General features: G+C 72.1%; 20 protein-coding genes and 1 pseudogene. 16 read left to right on the top strand and 5 right to left on the bottom strand.

Annotated elements, in window-relative coordinates:
- Positions 1 to 3: 3 nt before the first annotated feature.
- Positions 4 to 1,422, bottom strand: coding sequence for a trehalose-6-phosphate synthase (locus tag J3R08_RS22790; RefSeq protein WP_043329406.1), 1,419 nt, complete (start codon positions 1,420 to 1,422; stop codon positions 4 to 6).
- A gap of 172 nt (positions 1,423 to 1,594) precedes the next feature.
- Positions 1,595 to 2,434 (bottom strand): DUF308 domain-containing protein, encoded by an 840-nt coding sequence (locus tag J3R08_RS22785; protein WP_043329408.1) that lies wholly within the window; start codon positions 2,432 to 2,434, stop codon positions 1,595 to 1,597.
- A 186-nt stretch (positions 2,435 to 2,620) separates the two neighbouring features.
- Between J3R08_RS22785 and J3R08_RS22780 the strand changes: the two genes are divergently transcribed.
- Positions 2,621 to 3,316, top strand: coding sequence for a 1-acyl-sn-glycerol-3-phosphate acyltransferase (locus J3R08_RS22780; RefSeq protein WP_043329411.1), 696 nt, complete (start codon positions 2,621 to 2,623; stop codon positions 3,314 to 3,316).
- A gap of 3 nt (positions 3,317 to 3,319) precedes the next feature.
- Here the strand turns inward: J3R08_RS22780 and J3R08_RS22775 are convergent, their stop codons facing one another.
- The gene (locus tag J3R08_RS22775; protein ID WP_280841879.1) at positions 3,320 to 6,868 is read right to left on the bottom strand and encodes an AAA family ATPase; all 3,549 of its coding nucleotides are present in this window, start codon (positions 6,866 to 6,868) and stop codon (positions 3,320 to 3,322) included.
- A 59-nt stretch (positions 6,869 to 6,927) separates the two neighbouring features.
- On the opposite strand from J3R08_RS22775, the gene J3R08_RS22770 reads away from it, so the two are divergent.
- Positions 6,928 to 7,170: a hypothetical protein gene (locus tag J3R08_RS22770; RefSeq protein WP_043329413.1), complete on the top strand. Its 243-nt coding sequence runs from the start codon at positions 6,928 to 6,930 to the stop codon at positions 7,168 to 7,170.
- Positions 7,171 to 7,232: 62 nt separating this feature from the next.
- On the opposite strand, the gene J3R08_RS22765 is transcribed toward J3R08_RS22770, so the two are convergent.
- A complete protein-coding gene (locus J3R08_RS22765; RefSeq protein WP_013287664.1) occupies positions 7,233 to 7,925 on the bottom strand; it encodes a Crp/Fnr family transcriptional regulator in 693 nt (230 codons plus the stop codon).
- A gap of 248 nt (positions 7,926 to 8,173) precedes the next feature.
- Between J3R08_RS22765 and J3R08_RS22760 the strand changes: the two genes are divergently transcribed.
- From J3R08_RS22760 to proC, 4 genes are all read left to right on the top strand, one after another.
- Positions 8,174 to 8,677 (top strand): polyadenylate-specific 3'-exoribonuclease AS, encoded by a 504-nt coding sequence (locus tag J3R08_RS22760; RefSeq protein ID WP_043329415.1) that lies wholly within the window; start codon positions 8,174 to 8,176, stop codon positions 8,675 to 8,677.
- A 58-nt stretch (positions 8,678 to 8,735) separates the two neighbouring features.
- Positions 8,736 to 9,239 (top strand): pyridoxamine 5'-phosphate oxidase family protein, encoded by a 504-nt coding sequence (locus J3R08_RS22755; RefSeq protein ID WP_043329417.1) that lies wholly within the window; start codon positions 8,736 to 8,738, stop codon positions 9,237 to 9,239.
- Between the two features lie 179 nt (positions 9,240 to 9,418).
- The gene (locus J3R08_RS22750; protein ID WP_043331080.1) at positions 9,419 to 10,447 is read left to right on the top strand and encodes a 6-phosphofructokinase; all 1,029 of its coding nucleotides are present in this window, start codon (positions 9,419 to 9,421) and stop codon (positions 10,445 to 10,447) included.
- Between the two features lie 78 nt (positions 10,448 to 10,525).
- A complete protein-coding gene (proC, locus tag J3R08_RS22745; RefSeq protein ID WP_043331082.1) occupies positions 10,526 to 11,344 on the top strand; it encodes a pyrroline-5-carboxylate reductase in 819 nt (272 codons plus the stop codon).
- Between the two features lie 3 nt (positions 11,345 to 11,347).
- Here proC and J3R08_RS22740 read toward each other — a convergent pair whose 3' ends face one another.
- Entirely contained in the window at positions 11,348 to 12,070 is a 723-nt protein-coding gene (locus J3R08_RS22740; RefSeq protein WP_274479116.1) for a YoaK family protein, read from the bottom strand.
- Positions 12,071 to 12,085: 15 nt separating this feature from the next.
- Here J3R08_RS22740 and J3R08_RS22735 point away from each other — a divergent pair, with 15 nt between their 5' ends.
- The 10 genes and pseudogenes from J3R08_RS22735 to J3R08_RS22690 all read left to right on the top strand — a co-directional run bounded on the left by J3R08_RS22735 (position 12,086) and on the right by J3R08_RS22690 (position 20,611).
- Positions 12,086 to 12,328 (top strand): hypothetical protein, encoded by a 243-nt coding sequence (locus J3R08_RS22735; protein ID WP_209964531.1) that lies wholly within the window; start codon positions 12,086 to 12,088, stop codon positions 12,326 to 12,328.
- Positions 12,329 to 12,421: 93 nt separating this feature from the next.
- Complete coding sequence (locus J3R08_RS22730; protein ID WP_013287657.1) at positions 12,422 to 12,724, top strand: urease subunit gamma; 303 nt, start codon at positions 12,422 to 12,424, stop codon at positions 12,722 to 12,724.
- A 43-nt stretch (positions 12,725 to 12,767) separates the two neighbouring features.
- A pseudogene (locus J3R08_RS22725) lies at positions 12,768 to 13,103 on the top strand (urease subunit beta); the annotation flags it as partial.
- Positions 13,104 to 13,287: 184 nt separating this feature from the next.
- Positions 13,288 to 15,006: an urease subunit alpha gene (locus tag J3R08_RS22720; RefSeq protein WP_043329421.1), complete on the top strand. Its 1,719-nt coding sequence runs from the start codon at positions 13,288 to 13,290 to the stop codon at positions 15,004 to 15,006.
- A gap of 59 nt (positions 15,007 to 15,065) precedes the next feature.
- Positions 15,066 to 15,629: an urease accessory protein UreE gene (gene ureE, locus J3R08_RS22715; protein ID WP_013475749.1), complete on the top strand. Its 564-nt coding sequence runs from the start codon at positions 15,066 to 15,068 to the stop codon at positions 15,627 to 15,629.
- Positions 15,630 to 15,647: 18 nt separating this feature from the next.
- Complete coding sequence (locus J3R08_RS22710; RefSeq protein WP_223201363.1) at positions 15,648 to 16,325, top strand: urease accessory protein UreF; 678 nt, start codon at positions 15,648 to 15,650, stop codon at positions 16,323 to 16,325.
- A 29-nt stretch (positions 16,326 to 16,354) separates the two neighbouring features.
- Entirely contained in the window at positions 16,355 to 16,984 is a 630-nt protein-coding gene (ureG, locus tag J3R08_RS22705) for an urease accessory protein UreG (protein ID WP_013287653.1), read from the top strand.
- Positions 16,981 to 17,904: an urease accessory protein UreD gene (locus J3R08_RS22700; protein WP_209962705.1), complete on the top strand. Its 924-nt coding sequence runs from the start codon at positions 16,981 to 16,983 to the stop codon at positions 17,902 to 17,904. Before ureG ends, J3R08_RS22700 begins: the two co-directional genes overlap by 4 nt.
- Before the next feature lie 18 nt (positions 17,905 to 17,922).
- Positions 17,923 to 18,993 (top strand): urea transporter, encoded by a 1,071-nt coding sequence (yut, locus tag J3R08_RS22695; RefSeq protein WP_209962703.1) that lies wholly within the window; start codon positions 17,923 to 17,925, stop codon positions 18,991 to 18,993.
- Positions 18,971 to 20,611 carry an ammonium transporter gene (locus tag J3R08_RS22690; RefSeq protein WP_209962701.1) on the top strand — a complete coding sequence of 547 codons (1,641 nt, stop codon included), beginning with the start codon at positions 18,971 to 18,973 and terminating at the stop codon, positions 20,609 to 20,611. Before yut ends, J3R08_RS22690 begins: the two co-directional genes overlap by 23 nt.
- Positions 20,612 to 20,643: the final 32 nt, after the last annotated feature.

The raw sequence follows: 20,643 nt of genomic DNA, 5'->3' as shown, positions 1-20,643 counted from the left end.
GGCTCAGCGGGTTGCGGCGCGGCGGCCGGCGAGCGACCCGCTCTCCTCCAGCGCGCTCAGGTAGGACGCCGCCCAGGCGTGGATGTCGTTGCGCGCCAGATGGTCGCGCATCGCGCGCATCCGCGCCGACACGTCCTCCGGGCCGGCCCGCAGCGCGGCCAGCAGCCCCTGCTTGAGGCCGTCGAGGTCGTGCGGGTTGACCAGGTACGCCTGCTCCAGCTCGGAGGCGGCGCCGGCGAACTCGCTGAGCAGCAGCGCGCCGGTGCCGTCGACCCGGGCCGCCACGTACTCCTTCGCGACCAGGTTCATCCCGTCGCGCAGCGGCGTCACCGCCATCACGTCCGCGACGCGGTAGAGCGCGACCAGCTCGGCCCGGTCGAACGGCTGGGAGAGGTAGTGGATCGCCGGCTCGCCGACCCGGCCGAACTCGCCGTTGATCCGCCCGACCTGGTGCTCCACCCGGTCCCGCAGGATCTGGTACTGCGCCACCCGGTCGCGGCTGGGCACCGCCACCTGCACCAGCACGGTGTCGCGGACCTTGATGTCGCCGCTGGCGAGCAGCTCGCGGTACGCCTTGAGCCGCTGCTCGATGCCCTTCGTGTAGTCCATCCGGTCGACGCTGAGGATCACCTGCTCCGGCTGGCCCAGGTCCTGCCGCAGGCGGCGGGCCCGCTCGGCGACCTCCGGGCGGGCCGCGAGCGCGGACATCTCGGCGGTGTCGATGGCGACCGGGAAGGCGCCGATGCGCACCACCCGGCCGTCGACGCCGATCCGCCGGTCGGTGGCGGGCAGGCCGAGCACCTTGGTGGCGAGCTGGGCGAAGTTGTGCGCGGCCTGGGCCCGCTGGAAGCCGATCAGGTCGGCGCCGAGCATGCCGCGCAGCAGCTCGGCGCGGCGCGGCAACTGCATGAACAGCTCCGGCGGCGGGAACGGCACGTGCAGGAAGAAGCCGATCCGCAGGTCCGGTCGCAGGTCGCGGAGCAGGCCGGGCACCAGCTGGAGGTGGTAGTCCTGCACCCAGACCAGGCCGCCGGGCTCGGCCGTCTCGGCCGCGGCCTCGGCGAAGCGCTGGTTGACCCGCTGGTACGCCTCCCACCACCGGCGGTGGTACTCCGGCTGCTCGACGGCGTCGTGGTAGAGCGGCCAGAGGGTGGCGTTGGCGAAGCCCTCGTAGTGGTCGCGGAAGTCCTCGGCGCTCAACGGGACGGTGTGCATCCGGACGCCGTCCACGTCCGGCAGCGCGGGGGCGGGACCGGTGCCGCCGGCCCAGCCGACCCAGGTGGCGGGCGTCTGCCGCAGCAGCGGGTGCAGGGCGCTCACCAGGCCGCCGGGGCTGCGGCGCCACTCGAAGGCGCCGTCGGGCGCCACACTGTCGTCGATGGGGAGGCGGTTGGCCACCACCACCAGGGGGCTCTGTCGCATCGGGCATTCCGCTCAGCAGGGGACCGGCGACCCGGAAGAGACGCAAGCCGGACAGCCGGTGCGGGACGTGACGTTCAGCCTATTCCTACTGACTGTAAGTTACACGCTTGTTACGTCCCGGCCCAGGGGCGAGCGGCGTCCCGCCATCCGGGCAGAGCCGGACGGCGCGACCTCAGACGACCGCGCCGTCGTCCGGGTCGTGGTCGTCCCGGTCGCCGGGACGCAGCCGCCAGATCAGCATCACGAAACCGGCCAGGATGCCGGAGAAGCCGAGCAGCGTCACCACCGACGGGTCGACCAGCGACACCACGGTGGGGGACAGGAACAGCAGGAAGCCGAGCACGATGCAGGCCACGCCGAGCACCGCGTACTTGGAGAAGCGGGGCAGCGGCGGCGGCGGGGGCGGGGTGTAGTGCTCCTCGTCCGACGCCTCGTCGGGCAGGTTGGCGCCGAACGTGTCCAGGCCGTCCAGCAGCGAGGGCTCGTCGTGCCGGTCCCGGCTCAGCGAGACGCCGGAGATGTCGGCCGCGTACGGCAGCCGGCGCACGTCGGTGGCGGTCGGCCCGGCCGGCTCCTCGGGGCGGCTGCCGGCGGCGGCGCCCGGCGGGGGCGGGTCGTCCACGTCCTCGGCCGCGGGCCAGGGGTGGCTGCCGGCGCTCGGCGCGGTGTGGAACCCGGCGACGATCTTCGCCCACTCGGCCTCGATGTCCGGCTCGTCGGCGCGCGGCTGCTCGCCGCCGCCCTCGTCGGCGAGCTGGGTGAGGTAGTCCCGGGCGGTGGTCAGGTGCGACCTGTCGACGTAGAGCCGGTCGACCGGGCGGGCCGGCACGGTGGTGGTGCGGGTCACCGGGTTCAGGTCGGCCGAGGGCTGGAGGTAGGCCGCGATGCCACCGGCGGCGAGCACGTCGAGCAGGTGCTCGCCGACGCGTGGATCGACGTCGCCCGCGACCGCGTACTCGGCCGCGTCGAGCCCGTTGTCCCGCCGTCCCCGACGGGGCCCGCCCCCTGACACCGGACACCCCCTTCGCCGATCCCTGCCCGTGCCCTGAATCGTGACACGTCGGCACCCGGTTCCGGGAGTGCGTTGTGGCGTGCCGCTCGTCGTTCGTACCCTCTTCCCGGACTCCTCCGGGCGCCGACGGCGCCTCCGGGGCCACGCGGCGACCCGCCCGCCGCCACCGACACGGGAAGGACGCCGGTGCTGTACTGGCTGCTGAAGTACATCATCCTCGGCCCGCTGCTGAGGCTGATCTTCCGCCCGCAGGTCGAGGGACTGGAGCACGTGCCGGACACCGGGCCGGTGATCCTCGCCAGCAACCACCTCTCCTTCTCGGATTCGATCTTCACTCCGTTGATCGTCAAGCGAAAAGTCACATTCATCGCCAAAGCCGAATACTTCACGGGTAGGGGCCTCAAGGGCTGGCTCACCAAGATGTTCTTCGTCGGCTCCGGCACCATCCCGGTCGACCGCTCCGGCGGCCGGGCCGCCCGTGCCGCCCTCGACACCCAGCTGTCGGTGCTGCGGGCCGGCGGCATCGCCGGCATCTACCCGGAGGGCACCCGGTCGCCGGACGGCCGGCTCTACCGGGGCAAGACCGGGGTGGCGCGGCTGGCGTTGGAGAGCGGCGCCCCGGTGGTCCCGATGGCCATGCTCAACTCCGACGCCATCCAGCCGACCGGCCAGATCATCCCCAACCTGGGCCGGGTGCGGATCCGGTTCGGGCCGCCGCTGGACTTCTCCCGCTACGCCGGGATGGCCGGTGACCGGTTCGTCGAACGGGCCGTCACCGACGAGATCATGTACGAGCTGATGGAGCTGTCCGGCCGCGAGTACGTCGACACGTACGCGCAGAAGGCCAAGGGCGCCGGGGCGCGCCAGCCGGTACCGGCCTGACCTTCAGCCCGCCCCGGCGATCCGCAGCAGCCCACCGGCGGCGTGCCGGCCGGCGAACGCGCGTACCCGGGCCAGCGTCGCCGCCGCGGCCGGCGGGTCCGCCTCGGTCAACGGCCCGACCGCCAGCGCGGACGCGATCATCTGGTCGGTCACGTCGGTCATCTCCGCGTACCCCTCGGCGGCGGTGGTGAGCAGCCGGCCCGCCCGCGCGGCGTCCCCGGCCCGCCGGGCCAGCGCCGCCTCGGCCGACCCCCCGGCCGCCCGCGCCCAGCGGGTCACCCGTGGCGCGTGGGCCAGCAGGTCGCGCACCAGCTCCGCGGCGTCGCCGCCGAGCAGCGCGGCGACGTGACCGACCGCCGGCACCCACTCGGCGAACGGGATCATCTTGGTCTGCCGCCAGTCCTCGTCCAGCTCGGTGAGCAGCGCCATCGCCTCGTCCCGGCGGCCCTGCACGGCGCGGCAGAGCGCGGCGTGCGCCAGCGTGGAGCGCAGCACGCGCTGGAAGCCGCTGCGCCGGGCCGCGACGAGCGCCTGGTCCACCAGGTCCTCGCCGGCGCCCGGGCCGGCCGGGTCGTCGCCGAGCGCCCGGATCCAGCCGGACACGGCCACGATGTGCAGGTCCCACTCGTCGGTCGGGCGTCGCGTCGACCCCTCGGCCATCCGCAGCGCCGCCGTCCAGTCCCCGCTGTAGTACGACTGGGCCCACTGGTCGCTGAAGCTCACCGTCAGCGCGTGCTCGCCGGCCAGGTCCAGGGACCGCTGCTCGTCGACCAGCCGGGCCGAGCCGGTCAGGTCGCCCTCCTCCTGCAGCACCCAGGCCAGGTTGTGCACCGCGCGGCGGCGGCTGGTCAGCCGCTCCAACCGGCACTCCTCGGTCACCTCGGCCAGCTCCGCGTACGCCTCCTCGGCGCCGGCCTGGTAGCGGACCACGGCGAGCGTGATGCGCGCGTTCGCCCGCGCCTCGGGCAGCCCCAGCCGCTCGGCCAGCTCGGCGGCGCTGCGCGCGGCCACGCACGCCGGCTCGGTCTCCGCGTCGAGCATGTGCGCCCGGGCCAGCTCCAGCAGCACGCCCACCTTGTCCTCGCTGTCCGGCAGCGTGGCGTGCAGCCCGATCGCCTGATCCAGGCAGCGCATCAGCTCCGAGCGGTCGGCCCGGGCGAAGGCCGCCGTGGCCAGCAGCCGCCACGCCTTCGCCGCGCCGGGCCGGTCACCGGCGTCGGCCAGCCGGCCGGCCAGCGTGGTGAGCAGCGCGGTCCCGCCGCCGTCGAGGAACCCGTCGCGGTCCCGGTAGAACGCCAGCTCGGCCTGGAACAGCTCCAGCGCCGGGTCCGGCCCGCACTCCACGCTCAGCGCGCGCTCCACGAGCGTGGCAGCGGTCTCCAGCGCGTGCAGCTCGTACGCCCGGCGGGCGGCCCGGTGCAGCGCGGACCGGGTCGCGGCGGCGTGCGGGGCCTGGTCCAGCCCGACGGTACGGGCGATCTCGTGCGCCGCCCACCTGTGGTTGGCCAGCACCTCGGCCCGGTCGTGCTGCCGGCCGTCGGCGAGCTGCTCCAGCCAGTCGGCGGTGCGCTGGTGCCGGGCGACCCGCTCGGCGCGGGGCAGCCGCTGGTAGCAGACGTCCCGGACCAGCACGTGCCGGAACCGGTACTCGGCCTGGCCGGGCATGGTCGAGACGGGCAGCTCGTAGACCAGGTCCCGGCGCTGGAGGTGGTGCAGCGCGCGCTCGACCCACTCCGTCGGGCGGCCGAGCGCCAGCGCCACCGGCGCCGCCCAGAACTGCACGCCCACCACCGAGGCGGCCTGGAGCACCGCGCGGTCGGCCGGGTCGAGCAGGTCCAGCCGGTTGGCGATGACCGCCTGCACGGTACGCGGCATCCCGGCGACCCCGGCCGGGTCGACGAGCGCGAGCCCGGCGGTCCGCTCGGCGAGCCCGCCGTCGAGCAGCATCCGCGCGTACTCCTGGGCGTAGAGCGGGTTGCCGTCGGCGAACTCGATCAGCGGCGCCCGCGCGTCCTGCGGCAGCGTGGCCTGGCCGAGCAGCAGCGAGTAGAGCGTGTCGATGTCCCCGTCGTGCATCGGCGGCACCGAGATGGACATCGCCCCGCTGATCGTGCCGGTCCAGGCCGGGTGCCGCTCGCGCAGCTCCGGCCGGGCGGTCGCGACGACGAGCAGCGGCACGTTGCGCGCCGCCGCGCCGAGCTGCTCGACGAAGGACAGCATCGCCTCGTCGGCCCAGTGCATGTCCTCGAAGACGAGCACCGTGGGGCCGGTCGCGGCCAGGGCGAGCAGGAAGCGCCGCCACGCCGCCTCGGTCTCGGCCGAGGTGAGCCGTTCGCCGGAGACGCCGACGAGCGGGCCCAGCGCCTCGGCCAGCCGTACCGCGTGCGGCTCGGCGAGGCGCCCCAGCCGCTCGCGCAGCCGGTCCCGGACGGTGGCCGGGTCGTCGGCGCCGGTCAGCCCGGCCCAGCTGCGGACGATGTCGGCGAGCGCGGCGTAGGTGACGTTCTCGCCGAACGGCGGGCACTGGCCGGTCAGCCAGGTGACCCGGGCGCCGGGCAGGCTGGCGGCGTGCCGGGCCAGCTCGCGCAGCAGCCGGCTCTTGCCCACCCCGGCCGGGCCGAAGACGGTGAGCAACTGCGAGGTGCGCTCGGTCAGCGTGCGGTGCAACGCGCTGACCAGCAGGCCCCGCTCGTGGTCCCGGTCGACCATCGGGGTCAGCTCGGCGGTCTGCCCGTCGCGCCGGGGCCGTGCCCGCACGGCCAGCCAGATCCGGCTCACCGTGGACCGGCCGCGCAACGTCACCGGCGGCTGGTCCGCGTACTCCATCTCGCGCCGGGTGGCCGCCCACGTGCTCTCGTCGACCACCACGCCGCCGACCGGGGCGAGCGCCTGCAACCGGCTGGCGGTGTTCACCACGTCGCCGGTGACGAACGCCTGGCCGCCGTCGCGCGCCGCGGCCAGGTCGACGAGGGCCTCGCCGGTGGCGATGCCGACCCGGAAACCCAGCGGCGGGTGCGGCCCGGCCGGCTGGCGGGCCAGGCTGCGCTGCAGCTCCAGCCCGGCGCGTACGCAGCGCAGCGCGTCGTTGTCGGTGGCCACCGGCGCGCCGAACAGCGCCATGACGGCGTCGCCGATGTACTTCTCCACCACGCCGCCGTACTGGTGCACCAGCCGGCGCACCGTGGCGAAGTAGACCTGTTGCAGGCTGCGTGCCTGCTCCGGATCGGCCCGCTCGGCGTACGTGGTGAAGTCGACGATGTCGATGAAGAGCACGCTGACCTGCCGGCGGTCCTCCTGTACCGCCACCGCGTGGTCGCGCAGCGGCTGACCGCAGTTGGTGCAGAAGTTCGCGCCGGTGTCGTTGGCGTGCCCGCAGCCCGGGCAGGACGCCGCCAGCGGACGGCCGCACCCGCCGCAGAAACGGTCGTCCGGCCCGGCGGTCCGGGCGCAGTGTCCACAGGTGAGGTCGATGTCCGGCTCCGTACGCGTGAGGTCCCCAGTGTCCCGCGCGGCCGCCGCAGTCGGGTACCCGACGGGTCGGCGGGACGTCACGGCTGTTCGGCCGGGTCTAGTCTCCCCTAGCAGGAAGTCCCGTCGACAGGGAGATTGCCGTGCACGTCCGGCTGTCCGCCTCATGGACCGATCCACGGGGGACGGTGTGGGCCGTCGGCGACACGGTCGACGTGGACGCCGTAACCCTCGCCGAACTGGAGGAAAAAGGAATGGTGGAGCAGCCCGCGGGTAGCGGATCGACCGAGACCACGACCACCACGACGACCCCGCCGAAGAAGACCGACCCCTCGAAGATCGGCCCGGGCCCGAGCGCGCCCCCGGCCGACAGCGACAAGGACTGACGGTCCGACCACGACGACGCGGGGGCCGGCGGGACGACCGCCGGCCCCCGCGTCGTCGTCGCTCAGCGGTCGTTCATGCCGGCCCGGCGGCGCAGCGCGGCCACGTCGGTGACCACGATGCGGCGCCCTTCGGTACGCAGCCAGCCCCGGCTGGCGAACGAGCCGATGGCCTGGTTGACGCTCTGCCGCGAGCCGCCGGCCATCTCGGCGAGCTGGCTCTGGTTCAGCTCGATGGTGATCATCGGGGCCTGGCTCTCGCCGGCCAGCCGGACCAGCGTCTTGGCCACTCGGCCGGGCAGGTCGAGGAAGACGTGGTCGGCGTTCTGCTCGGTGAGCCGGCGGATCAGCTGGCCGAGCGAGCGCATCACCGCGTCCAGGATGCGCGGGTTGGAGTGCACCAGCTCCATGAAGGCGGGCCGGGACAGCGCCAGCGCGGCGCAGTCCTCGATCGCCTCGGCCGAGGCGGACCGGGTGGAGGCGTCCAACAGGGACACCTCGCCGAGCACGTCCGGGGGTCGGATCACCGACAGCACCGCGCGCTCGCCGGTCGGCGCGGTACGGAACACCGCGACCGCGCCGCGGCGCAGGACGATCAGCGACTCGCCGGGGTCGTTCTCGACGAAGAGCAGCTGCCCCTTGCGGTAGGTGCGCGGTACGGCCGCGGCGATGACCCGCTGCCGCACCTCCGGCTCGAGCCCGGCGAACATCTCCACGCCCGTGAGCGCGTCACCCGGCTCCGGCAGGCGAGACTCCACGGCTCAACCCCTCCCCGGTCAGAAGTCACGACTCGCACACCGGGTGAAGCTGTCAGTCCCGGTACGAAGGCAGCTCAACCGGTTCGGCGCCCGACGGCGGTACACATCAGATCATGACGGTCCCGTCGCGTGCTGTACACCCCCGGAGACACTTCCGTGACCATGGCCCGGCCGTGTCCGGCACGCCGCCGACCTCGGCGGACGCCCCGGCGGGCGGTCCCCGGCGGTGATGGGCGAGGATGAGGGCGATGGTCTACCGCTATTTCTACGACTGCGAATTCATCGAGGACGGCCGGATCGTCGACCTGGTGTCGATCGGCGTCGTCGACGAGTACGGCCGCGAGTTCTACGCGGTCTCCACCGAGTTCGACGACTCCCGGGCGGTGCCCTGGGTGCGGCGCAACGTGCTGGACAAGCTCCCCTCGCCGGCCGACCGGGCCTGGCGCTCGCGCGCGCGCATCCGTGACGACCTGCACGACTTCCTGCTGGAGCCGGTGCGGGACCGGCCGGGCGAGCAGCTGGAGCTGTGGGCCTGGTACGCCGCGTACGACCACGTCGTGCTGGCCCAGCTCTGGGGCGCGATGCCGGCGCTGCCCCGGGAGATCCCCCGGTTCACCAAGGAGCTGCGTCAGCTCTGGGACGACCGGGGGCGTCCCCGGCTGCCGGACGCCGAGGCGGACCGGCACGACGCGCTCGTCGACGCCCGGCACAACCTGGCACGGTGGCGGGCGATGACGGCGCGGGAGGTTTGACCGGTTCCGCCCAGGGCACGGGAGCGGCATCTACGCCGATCCGAGACAGGAGTGCCCCATGAGCCATGAGCCGACAAGCGCCGCGGACGCCCGCCGCCGGGTCACCGAGCTGATCCGGGACGCCCGGATCTGCCTGCTCACCACCACCGGCGTGGACGGTCGTCTGGTCAGCCGCCCGATGGGGCTGCAGGAGGCGGAGTTCGACGGGGACCTGTGGTTCTTCGCATACGCCGACTCGGCGAAGGTGCGGCAGATCCGGGTCAACCCCCAGGTGAACGTCGGTTTCTCCGACCAGCGCCACCACGCCTGGGTGTCGGTGGCCGGCACCGCCACCGAGGAGTGGGACCCCGAGCGGGCGAAGGAGCTGTGGAACCCGCTGCTCAAGGTGTGGTTCCCGGACGGTCTGGACACGCCGGGGATCACGTTGATCAAGGTGCACGCCGGCTCGGCGGAGTACTGGGACTCGCCCGGCAGCACAGTGGTGAACCTGCTCGGGTTCGCCAGGGCGGCGGTGACCGGCAAGCCGCCGAAGGCGGGGGAGAACCACGAGGTCAGCTACTGACGGGTAGGGCCGTCCGTCGTCCGGAACGGCCCGGGGTGCGGTGTCGGCGTACACCTGTGGCGACTACAGTGCGCACTGACGGCCCGCCCCGGGCCGGCAACGGCGCCGATGGTCTGATCTGACACATATCCTGGGGCTTATCCGGGCTTCACCTGATGCTCCAGGAGGATGAGCAGATCATGCGTATCGGCGTGCTCACCGGCGGCGGCGACTGCCCAGGTCTCAACGCGGTGATTCGGGCGGTGGTCCGCAAGGGCGTCGCCACCTACGGTCACGAGTTCGTGGGCTTCCGGGACGGCTGGAAGGGCCCGCTCGAGGGCCTGACCAAGCCGCTGGGCATCCCCGAGGTGCGCGGCATCCTGCCCCGCGGCGGCACCATCCTCGGCTCGTCCCGCACCAACCCGTTCAAGATCGAGAACGGCGTGGAGCGGATCAAGGAGAACCTGGCCGCCCAGGGCGTGGACGCGCTGATCGCGATCGGCGGCGAGGACACGCTCGGCGTCGCCACCAAGCTGCACGAGCTGGGCGTCCACGTCATCGGCGTGCCGAAGACGATCGACAACGACCTGGGCGCCACCGACTACACGTTCGGCTTCGACACCGCGGTGAACATCGCGATGGAGGCGATCGACCGGCTGCACACCACCGCGGAGAGCCACCACCGCACGCTCGTGGTCGAGGTCATGGGCCGGCACGCCGGCTGGATCGCGCTGCACGCCGGCCTCGCCGGTGGCGCCAACGTGATCCTGCTGCCGGAGCGGCAGTTCGACGTCGAGCAGGTCGCCGGCTACGTCGAGAAGCGCTTCCAGCACCAGTACGCCCCGATCGTCGTGGTCGCCGAGGGCGCCCAGCCGCTGGACGGCCAGATGGTGCTGCACAACCAGGAGCTGGACGCGTTCGGCCACGTCCGCCTGGGCGGCATCGGCCAGTGGCTCGCCGAGCAGCTGGAGGCCAAGACCGGCAAGGAGGCCCGCACCGTGGTGCTCGGCCACATCCAGCGTGGTGGCACGCCGACCGCGTTCGACCGGGTGCTCGCCACCCGGCTCGGCCTCCACGCGATCGACGCCGCGAACGAGGGCGACTGGGGCAAGATGGTCGCGATGCAGAGCACTGACATCGTCCGGGTCCCGCTGGCCGACGCCACCCGCGAGCTGAAGACCGTGCCGCTGGAGCGGTACGCCGAGGCCGAGGTCTTCTTCGGCAGCTGATCGACGGCGCACGGCGTGGCGGGCCGGTGATCCGGCCCGCCACGCCACGCCCACGTGACCCGGGAAGGGGTACGGCTGATGGCACGCGAGGTGCACACGGTCGCGGTGATCGGCGCCGGCAAGATCGGTGAGCTGATGCTGTCCGGGCTGCTGCGCTCCGGCTGGCCGGTGGAGCGGCTGCTCGCCACCGCGCGCCGCCCGGCCCGGGCGAAGGAGCTGGCCGACCGCTACGGCGTACGTGTGGTGGACAACCTCACCGCGGTGACCGAGGCCGAGGTGCTCGCGGTGTCGGTCAAGCCGCAGGACGCCGCCGCGCTGCTGGACGAGATCGGCCCGAAGGTGCCGGCGGACAAGCTGGTCATCTCGCTCTGCGCCGGCCTGCCGACGGCGTTCTTCAACCGACGGCTGCCAGAGGGCACCCCTGTGGTCCGGGTGATGACCAACACCCCGGCGCTCGTCGACCAGGCGATGAGCGCCATCTCGGCGGGCGCGTACGCCACCGGCGAGCACCTGGCCCTGGCGGAGGAGATGTTCTCCCCGCTCGGCTCGACCGTGCGGGTGCCCGAGTCGCAGCAGGACGCGGTCACCGCGCTCTCCGGCTCCGGCCCCGCCTACTTCTACCTGCTGGTCGAGGCGATGATCGACGCGGGGATCCTGCTCGGCCTGCCGCGCCAGGTGGCGCACGAGCTGATCGTGCAGACCGCGATCGGTTCGGCGGTGATGCTGCGCGACTCCGGCGAGCACCCGGTGAAGCTGCGCGAGGCGGTCACCTCGCCGGCCGGCACCACCATCTCCGCGGTCCGCGAGCTGGAGAACCACGGCGTACGCGCGGCCATGCTGGCGGCGCTGGAGGCGGCCCGGGACCGGGCCCGGGAACTCGCCGCCCAGGCGGACTGACGCTCAGCCGCGACGCGACGCCGGCCGCGGATGCCGCCGGAGCAGCAGGATCAGCACGGCCAGGGCGAGCGTCCCCCACAGTGGCACCCAGCGGGGCCGGTGCTGGGCGAGCGTGCCGACCGCGCCACCGACGCTGTAACTGACCAGGGCGAGCAGCCCGAGCAGGGTGCCCCGCCGGGCCCGGGCCCGGCCGGCGGCGGGGCCGAGCAGCCAGCGGGCGGCCCGCTCACCGGTCTTGGTCGTGGTGCCCGACTGGTAGGTGATCGGCGTGGCGATCCCCGCGGTACGGCTCGCCAGCGTGGTCAGGCTGCCCATGGCGGCCGCGCCGGCGGCGGCGAGCAGAACCCGGGACGCCGTGCCGTCCCGGCCGTACGCGAGCGCCAGGTTGAGCGCCGCCCAGACGATCATGGCGGCCTCGGTGACCGCGATGTCCACCAGCGGCGCCGACGTCGGCCCGGTGCGGCCGCGGAGCAGGCTGACCAGCCCGGCGGCGGTGGCGAACGCGACGATCGACGCCGCCGAGACCGGCCACGTGGAGTGCCCGCCGGTGGGCCCCATGCCGAGGAAGATGGCGTTTCCGGACTGGTTGGCGACGAACGCGCCGTATCGCAGGAACGCGAAGGAGTCCAGCGCGCCGGCGGTGACGACGGCGAGCACCAGCGCCGCGAGCGGGCGCCGGAACTCGCGGTAGGAGTCCGCGGGGTCGTACGGCGCCGACCGGTTCACCCGTCCCCCGTTCGTGTGCAGGAGCAGCCCCGGCAGTTTCGCTGTCGGGCCGCCGCGGCGAACCTACTATATGTCGCATATGTAGGGTTTAGGGCGCTTCGCAATGCGGCGACCGGACGCGCGGCCGGCCGCTGGGGCGCCGGGTACCTGATCACGCAGTTCTTCCTGAGCCTGCTCGACGCGCTCGGTCGCTCGGGCGTGTTCGCGCTGATCGCCGCCGACTACGACCGGCGGCGGCGGGCGCACGCCGGTTCCTGAAATCTCCCTGAACGGCTGCGGCGCGACTAAACCGCTCTTACCGTGACGGAATAGCTGAAACCGTACAAAGCGTGCGGACGAAGGGATCGCGAAGTGCATCTCACGCCGAAGGAATTCGACAAGCTGACGATCCACTCGTTGGCGATGGTCGCCAACGCCCGCAAGGCGCGCGGGGTCAAGCTCAACCACCCCGAGGCCGTGGCGGTGATCTGCGCCGCGGCGCTCGAGGGCGCGCGCGAGGGCAAGACCGTCGAGGAGGTCATGAACGACGCCAGCCACGTGCTCACGGCCGACGACGTGATCCCCGGCGTGGCGGACATGATCCCGATGCTCCAGGTCGAAGCGGTCTTCACCGACGGGTCACGGCTGATCACCGTCCACTCACCCATCCAGTAGAGCAGCGACCGGAGGCCACGGTCTCCGGCAGAGCGGGGGCGACATGGCGAAGCAACACCCGGGACCGAACTCCAAGCACCTTCGGCCCATCGGCGGCTACAAGCTCAGCGACCAACCTCTGGAACTCAACGCCGGGCGGCCGGTGACCGAGGTGGTCGTGCACAACACCGGTGACCGGCCCATCCAGGTCGGCTCCCACTTCCACTTCTTCGAAGCCAACCGGTTCCTGGAGTTCGACCGCCCGGCGGCGTTCGGCAAGCGGCTGAACATCCCGGCCACGACCTCGATCCGGTTCGAGCCCGGCGACCGCAAGACAGTGCAACTGATCCCGTACGGCGGCTCCCAGCGGGTGTACGGCTTCAACGGACTGGTCCAGGGCTGGACCGGCGACGGGCCGATCCCCGGGTACCGGCCGGACCGGGCCGAGGCGCTCCACCAGGCCCAGACGCGCGGCTTCAAGACCACGTCGCAGGACCAGGACCAGGGCAAGGGTCAGGACCAAGGCAAGGGCAAGGGCAAGTAGCCCGCCACTCTCAGACGCGCCAGAGCTGGAGCGATAACGCATGAGTCAGATCTCACGGCAGGAATACGCCGGAATGTACGGCCCGACCACGGGTGACCAGATCCGGCTGGGTGACACCGACCTCTACATCGAGATCGAGAAGGACCTGCGGGTCCTCGGTGACGAGGTGATGTACGGCGGTGGCAAGACCCTGCGCGACGGCATGGGCAGTGCCAGCCAGGCCACCAGCGCCGAGGGCGTGGTGGATCTGGTGATCACCAACGTGACAATCGTCGACGCGCTGCTCGGCGTGGTCAAGGCGGACGTGGGGATCAAGGACGGCAGGATCGCCGGGATCGGCAAGGCCGGCAACCCCAACATCATGGACGGGGTGACCCCGGGCCTGGTGACCGGACCGGGCACCGACGCGATCTCCGGTGAGCACCTGATCCTGACCGCCGGCGGCATCGACGCGCACGTCCACCTGGTCACTCCGCAACAGGTGTACGCCGCGCTCAGCAACGGCGTCACCACCCTCTGGGGCGGCGGCACCGGGCCCAGCGACAGCACCAACGGCGTCACCATCACGCCCGGCCCGTGGAACATCCACAACATGATGCGGGCCTTCGAGAACCTGCCGATCAATATCGGCCTGCTGGGCAAGGGCAACAGCAGCGGCCGGGCGCCCCTGGTCGAGCAGATCATGGCCGGGGTGCCCAGCTTCAAGATCCACGAGGACTGGGGCGCGCCGCCCGCGGTGATCCGGTCCTGCCTGGCCGTCGCCGACGAGTACGACGTCCAGATCAGCATCCACACCGACACGCTCAACGAGAGCGGCTACATCGAGGACAGCATCGCCGCCTTCGAGGGCCGGACCATCCACACGTTCCACACCGAGGGCGCGGGCGGCGGGCACGCGCCGGACATCATCAAGGTCGCCGGCCAGATGAACGTCCTGCCCGCGTCGACCACGCCCACAGTGCCGTACGGCATCAACAGCCAGTCCGAGCTGTACGACATGATCATGGTCTGCCACAACTTCAACCCGAAGGTGCCCTCGGACGTCGCCTTCGTGGAGAGCCGGATCCGCACCGAGACCATCGCCGCCGAGGACGTGCTCCTCGACGAGGGCGTCATCTCGATGATGCAGAGCGACTCGCAGGCCATGGGCCGGGTGGGGGAGACCTGGCTGCGCACCGTCCAGCTCGCCGGGCAGATGAAGAACGCCCGCGGCAAGCTGGCCGAGGACTCCGACGCCAACGACAACTTCCGCGTCCTGCGCTACGTCGCCAAGATGACCATCAACCCGGCGATCACCCAGGGCGTCTCGCACGTCATCGGCTCGGTCAGCCCGGGCAAGCTCGCCGACCTGGTGCTCTGGGAGCCCGCGTTCTTCGGCACGAAGCCGAAGATGGTGCTCAAGGGCGGCATGATCGCCTGGTCGATCATGGGCGACCCGAACGCCTCGCTGCCCACCCCGCAGCCGGTCTACTACCGGCCCATGTTCGGCGCCACCGGCTCCCAGCTCGCCAAGAACTGCGTGACGTTCGTGTCCCGGGCCGCCCACGAGTCCGGTGTGGCCGAACAGCTCGGCCTGCAACGGCAGGTCATGCCGGTCTACGGCTGCCGCAACCTGACCAAGCGCGACATGGTGCGCAACGACCGTACGCCGAAGCTCGAGGTCGACCCGGAGACCTTCGCCGTGAAGATGGACGGCGTGCACGCGACCGTGCCGGCGGCCAAGAACCTCCCCCTCAGCCAGCTCTACTTCTTCAGCTGACCCGGCGTGGCACCCGCCCCCGGCCGGGCCGGCGGCGGGGTCGCGTGAAAGGAGAACACATGCTCGTCGAAACGGTACTCGGCAACGTGAACGAGCCGGCCTGGACCGAGCGGCTCCGGGAGGCCAAGGTCGACGACCTGGTCCTCGACCAGTGGGACGCCCAGAAGAGCCGGCTGCGCCGGACCACGAGCCTCGGCACCGAGCTGGCGCTGTCCCTGGCCCGCGGCGTACGGCTGCGCGACGGCGACGTGCTGGCCTGGGACGACGCCACGGCGACCGCTGTGGTGGCCCGGATCGCGCTCGGCGAGGTGATGGTCGTGCACCTCGACACGCTGCACGGCGAGTCGCTGGACATGGTGATCCGTTCCGCCGTCGAACTCGGCCACGCGATCGGCAACCAGCACTGGCCGGCGGTGGTGAAGGGCACCAAGATGTACGTCCCGCTGACTGTGGACCGCAAGGTCATGGACTCGGTGATGCGGACACACGCGTTCACCGGCCTCACCCACGAGTTCATCCCCGGCACCGAGATCATCGCGTACCTGGCCCCGCACGAGTCGCGGCGGCTGTTCGGCGGGGCCGACTCGACCCCGCACACGCACCTGCCCGCCGACCTGAACTGAGGGGCCGGGGTGTCCACGGTGACCGAGGCCCTGAAGCTGCTCCAGTTCGGCGACTCGGTCTTCCCGGTCGGCGCGTTCTCCTTCTCCAACGGGCTGGAGACGGCGGTCGAGCAGGGTGCGGTGCACGACCGGACCACGTTGCAGGAGTTCGTGCGGACGGTCACCCGTGCCGCCGCCACCGGTGACGGGGTGGCGCTGCTCGTGGCGCACCGCGCCGCGCGTGCCGGTGACCTCGACCGGATCCGGGCGGCCGACGAGGCCGTACACCTGCGCAAGATCAACGAGGAGACGCGGACAATGACCGTCCGCATGGGGCGCAAGCTGGCCGAGGCCGCCGAACGGGTGGTGGGGGAGTCCCTGCTGCGCAAGCGCGTCGCGGAGAGCGGCGGCGGCGTCCCGGTCACCTACCCGGTCGCGCTCGGCGTGCTCTTCGCCGAACTCGGCGTGGGCGAGGCGGACGCGTTCGCCGCCCACCAGTACGGCGCGGCCTCCATGGTGCTCGGCGCGGCGGTCCGGCTGATGCGGGTGGACCACCTCGACACCCAGTCGATCCTCTTCGCGGTGAACGAGCGGGTCGGCGAGGACTACGAGGAGGTGCGCACCGCCGGGCTGGACGACATGCAGAGCTTCGCGCCGCACCTCGACGTGCTGGCCGGCGCGCACCAGCACGCACACGTACGCATGTTCATGAGCTGAGCGCTCACCCACCTGAAGGGCTTCATCAGATGAAATCAGCGAGTCGGATCGGTGTCGGCGGCCCGGTGGGCAGCGGCAAGACAGCCATCATCGAGGCCGTCGTGCCCCGCCTGGTCGAGCAGGGCCTGCGCATCCTGGTCATCACCAACGACGTGGTCACCACCGAGGACGCCAAGCACGTCCGCCGCGCCCTGACCGGCGTGCTGGTGGAGGAGCGCATCGTCGGCGTGGAGACCGGCGCCTGCCCGCACACCGCCGTCCGCGAGGACCCCAGCATGAACCTCGCGGCGGTGGAGGACATGGAGGCGCGGTTCCCGGACAGCGACGTCGTGCTCATCGAGAGCGGCGGGGACAACCTCACGCTCACGTTCAGCCCCGCGCTCGTCGACTACTTCATCTACGTGATCGACGTGGCGGCCGGCGACAAGATCCCGCGCAAGAACGGTCCGGGCATCTCCAAGTCCGACATCCTCGTGATCAACAAGACCGACCTGGCCCCGTACGTCGACGCCGACCTGGACGTGATGGCCCGCGACGCCGAGCTGATGCGCGGCGGCAAGCCGTTCGTGTTCACCAACTGCAAGACCGGCGAGGGCATCGACGACCTGGTGGACCTGGTCCGCCGCAACGCGCTGTTCGACGCCGAAGTGCTGGCATGACCACTCTGGACTCCGTCCGGGAACTCGCGCCGTACCAGGACCAGCCGGCGCAGCTGCCGGCCGCCGCGAACGGCAAGGTGGGCATCCTCCGGCTGGGGTTCGAGTGGCGCGAGGACCAGGACCGGACCATCCTGCGCGACGTCTTCCGGCAGTCGCCGCTGCTGGTGCAGCGCGCGCTGTACTGGGACGAGGAGATGCCGGGCCTGCCCTGCGTCATGATCCTCACCACCTCGGGCGGCGTGCTCCAGGGCGACCGGCTGAGCATCGACGTCGACCTGGGGCCGGGCGCGCAGGCGCACCTGGTCACCCAGGCCGCCACCAAGATCCAGGAGATGGACGCCAACTACGGCACCCAGACCCAGAGCTTCACCCTGGCCGAGGATGCCTACCTGGAGTTCCTGCCCGAGCCGGTGATCCCGTTCCGGCGCAGCCGGTTCGTCTCCGACACCGTGGTCCGGCTCCCGGAGACCGCGACAATGCTGTACGCCGAGGTGCTCCAGCCCGGCCGCAAGTACTACCGCGACGGCGAGATCTTCGCGTACGACCTGTTCTCCACCACGCTGCGGGCGCACCGGCCCGACGGACGCCCGTTGTTCGTGGAGAAGTTCGTCATCACTCCCGGCCGGTTCCCGGTGACGCGGATCGGCATGATGGACCGCTTCCACGTCTTCGGCAACGTCGTGCTGCTCACCGACCCGGACCGGGCGGCCCGGGTCTTCGAGCGGACCGCGACGCCGGTGTGGGACGAGCAGACGCCGCTGGCCACCGCCGTCAGCCGACTGCCCAACGACGCCGGCCTGGTGTTCAAGGTGCTCGGGCAGGAGACCGAACCGGTCCGCGCCGCGGTACGCGCGTTCTGCACTGCCGCCCGCGAAGAGGTGACCGGCTGCACCTTCCCGCCGGTCTTCAGCTGGCGTTGAGGCGAGGAGAACAGCGGCATGGCCGACATCGGAGGTGGCTGGCACCGGCTGGCCGACCGGAACCCGGCGGTCGGATTCGTCGACGCGAGCCTGCGCGGCGCCGCGCAGGTGGTGCTCCAGAACAATCCGCTCAGCGGCCTGCTCATCCTGATCGCGCTGGCCTGGGGCGCGTTCGAGAACGGGACGCCCCGGGTGTTCGGCGGCGGCGTGCTCGGCCTGGTCGTGGGCACCGCGACCGCGCTGGCGCTGCGGGTCGACATGTCCAGCTGGCGCAAGGGCCTGTTCGGCTTCAGCCCGCTGCTGACCGGCCTCGCGGTGCCCACGTTCCTCGACCAGCGCCCGCTGATGTGGCTCTACCTCGTGCTCGGCGCGATCGGCACGGTGGTGGTCACGCTCGCCCTCAACGCCGTGTTCAAACGCTGGAACCTGACCGCCTACACGTTCCCGTTCGTACTCACGACCTGGTTCCTGCTGATGGCGGCGTACCAGTTCGACAGGTTCACGGTGCTCACCAAGCTGACCCCGAAGTTCCCCGGTGAGGGATCCCTGACCGGCGGCACGTTCGACTGGGGCCTCATCCCGGTCTTCTTCAAGGGCGTGTCCCAGGTCTACCTGATCGAGAGCTGGGTCACCGGCCTGCTCATCCTCATCGCCCTGCTGATCAACTCCCGGTGGTCGGCGCTGTTCGCGGTGATCGGCGCCGTCGGCGCGACACTGCTGGCGCTCTGGTTCGGCGCCGACGGCGCGTCCCTGGACAAGGGGCTGTTCGCCTTCAACGCGGTGCTGACCGCGATCGTGGTGGGCGCTGTGGCGCACCGTCCCGGCGCACTGGTCACCGTCTACACGCTGTTCGGTATCGCGCTGACGCTGTTCGTGCAGATGGCGCTGACCACCATGCTCACCCCGCTCGGCATCCCGGTGCTCACCGGGCCGTTCAACATCGCCACCTGGCTGTTGCTGCTGCCGGACCGGCACTTCGCGCCGGTGCCCAACCACGAACGGGTCAAGGACACCTTCCTGCACACCGTCCGCGACTCCGTCCACCTGCGAGAGAAGGAGGGAAACCGTGTCCGCTCCGAACGCGGGTGACACCGCCTGGGTGCTCGTCTGCGCCGGCCTGGTCCTGTTCATGACACCGGGGCTCGCCGCGTTCTACGGCGGCATGGTCCGCACCCGCAACGTGCTGGCGATGCTGCAACAGAACATGATCGCGCTGGGCGTGGTCAGCCTGACCTGGGTGCTCGTCGGCTACACCATCGCCTTCGGCGACGACGCCGGCAGCGGACTGTTCGGCAACCTGGAACTGTTCGGGCTCGCCGACCTCAAGGTGCCGCCCGCGCCCAACCTGCACGTGGTCGACGGCCGGATCACCATCCCGACGCTGGCGTTCGTACTGTTCCAGATGATGTTCGCGGTGATCACGCCGGCGCTCGTCACCGGCGCCACCGCGGGCCGGCTGCGTTTCGGCGGCTGGGTGCTGTTCCTCGCGGTCTGGTCGGTGGTGGTCTACGCGCCGATCGCGCACTGGCTCTGGCATCCCGGCGGATGGCTGGCGAAGTTCGGCACCCAGGACTGGGCCGGCGGGCTCGTCGTGCACGCCAGCGCCGGCGCCGCCGTCCTCGCCGTCCTGCTCGTCGTCGGCCGGCGCCGGGACTGGCCGCACACCGCCGCGCCACCCAACTCGATCCCGCTGACCATCGTCGGCGCCGGCATCCTCTGGTTCGGCTGGTTCGGCTTCAACGGCGGCGACGGCCTCCAGGCCAACGGCCTGGCCGCGCAGGCCGTCCTCAACACGCACCTGGCCGCCGCCGCGGCGATGCTCGTCTGGCTGGCGCTGGAGCGCGTCACCGACGGACACAGCACCGTCGTGGGCGCGGTCTCCGGCGCGGTCGCGGGCCTGGCCACTGTCACCCCGACCGCCGGGTACGTCAACGCGGCCTCGGCCGTCGCGATCGGCGCGCTGGCCGGCCTGGTCTGCCACTTCGCGCTGAAACTGAAGTACCTGCTGCGCCTCGACGACGCGCTCGACGTGCTCGCCGTGCACTTCGTCGGCGGCATGCTCGGCACGCTCCTGCTCGGCCTGTTCGGCAACCGCGGGGTCAACCCGCTCGGCGCGGACGGGCTGTTCCTCGGCGGCGGGGGCGGCCTGCTGTGGCGCCAGCTCGTCGGCGTGGTGAGCGTGGTCGCGTTCTCGTTCGTCCTGACCTGGCTGATCGCCGCCGGGGTGCAGGCACTCATCGGCCTGCGTGTGCCGCCGGCCGATCAGGAACGCCTGGACCAGGCGCAACAGGGCGCCGACGCGTACCACCTGGGCGGGGTCACCAGCCTGACCGCGCCGGGCGCGCCCCGCCGCCGTGCCGCGGCGGCGCCGGCCGGCGAACCAGCAGTGCCACCAGGCCAGCGGGTACGGGTGGTCACCGCGCTGCTGGAACCGGACCCGGCGGCGAACAGCGCCGACCTGCGCGACGCGCTGCTGCGCGCGGGCGCGATCTCGGTGATCGTCAGCGACGCCGCCGTGGCGACGACGACACCGAAGGCGAGCCTGCTGCCGCGTGGTTACTGGCAGGACCAGCCGCTGTCGGCCCGGCTGCGCGTCACCGTGCTGGTGGGTGCGGACGGGGTGGGGGCGGTGCTGGACGAGCTGGACCGGATGGGCGCGCGGCGAAGCGACACGTTCGTGCAGGAGGCGGAACGCGTCCAGTCCTGACGGTCCGTCGACCGATGCCGGCGGACAGCTCA

Source organism: Micromonospora sp. HB375 (genome assembly GCF_017872985.1).
Taxonomy (GTDB): domain Bacteria; phylum Actinomycetota; class Actinomycetes; order Mycobacteriales; family Micromonosporaceae; genus Micromonospora; species Micromonospora chalcea.
This window is presented reverse-complemented; position numbering and strand designations above follow the sequence as displayed.

What these genes read in the sequence shown, in the direction of transcription:
- J3R08_RS22790 (WP_043329406.1), bottom strand. Translation starts at nt 1,422, where the DNA reads ATGCGACAGAGCCCCCTGGTGGTGGTGGCCAACCGCCTCCCCATCGAC.
- J3R08_RS22760 (WP_043329415.1), top strand. Translation starts at nt 8,174, where the DNA reads ATGGTCTACCGCTATTTCTACGACTGCGAATTCATCGAGGACGGCCGG.
- J3R08_RS22755 (WP_043329417.1), top strand. Translation starts at nt 8,736, where the DNA reads ATGAGCCATGAGCCGACAAGCGCCGCGGACGCCCGCCGCCGGGTCACC.
- J3R08_RS22750 (WP_043331080.1), top strand. Translation starts at nt 9,419, where the DNA reads ATGCGTATCGGCGTGCTCACCGGCGGCGGCGACTGCCCAGGTCTCAAC.
- proC (WP_043331082.1), top strand. Translation starts at nt 10,526, where the DNA reads ATGGCACGCGAGGTGCACACGGTCGCGGTGATCGGCGCCGGCAAGATC.
- J3R08_RS22720 (WP_043329421.1), top strand. Translation starts at nt 13,288, where the DNA reads ATGAGTCAGATCTCACGGCAGGAATACGCCGGAATGTACGGCCCGACC.
- ureE (WP_013475749.1), top strand. Translation starts at nt 15,066, where the DNA reads ATGCTCGTCGAAACGGTACTCGGCAACGTGAACGAGCCGGCCTGGACC.
- ureG (WP_013287653.1), top strand. Translation starts at nt 16,355, where the DNA reads ATGAAATCAGCGAGTCGGATCGGTGTCGGCGGCCCGGTGGGCAGCGGC.
- J3R08_RS22700 (WP_209962705.1), top strand. Translation starts at nt 16,981, where the DNA reads ATGACCACTCTGGACTCCGTCCGGGAACTCGCGCCGTACCAGGACCAG.
- yut (WP_209962703.1), top strand. Translation starts at nt 17,923, where the DNA reads ATGGCCGACATCGGAGGTGGCTGGCACCGGCTGGCCGACCGGAACCCG.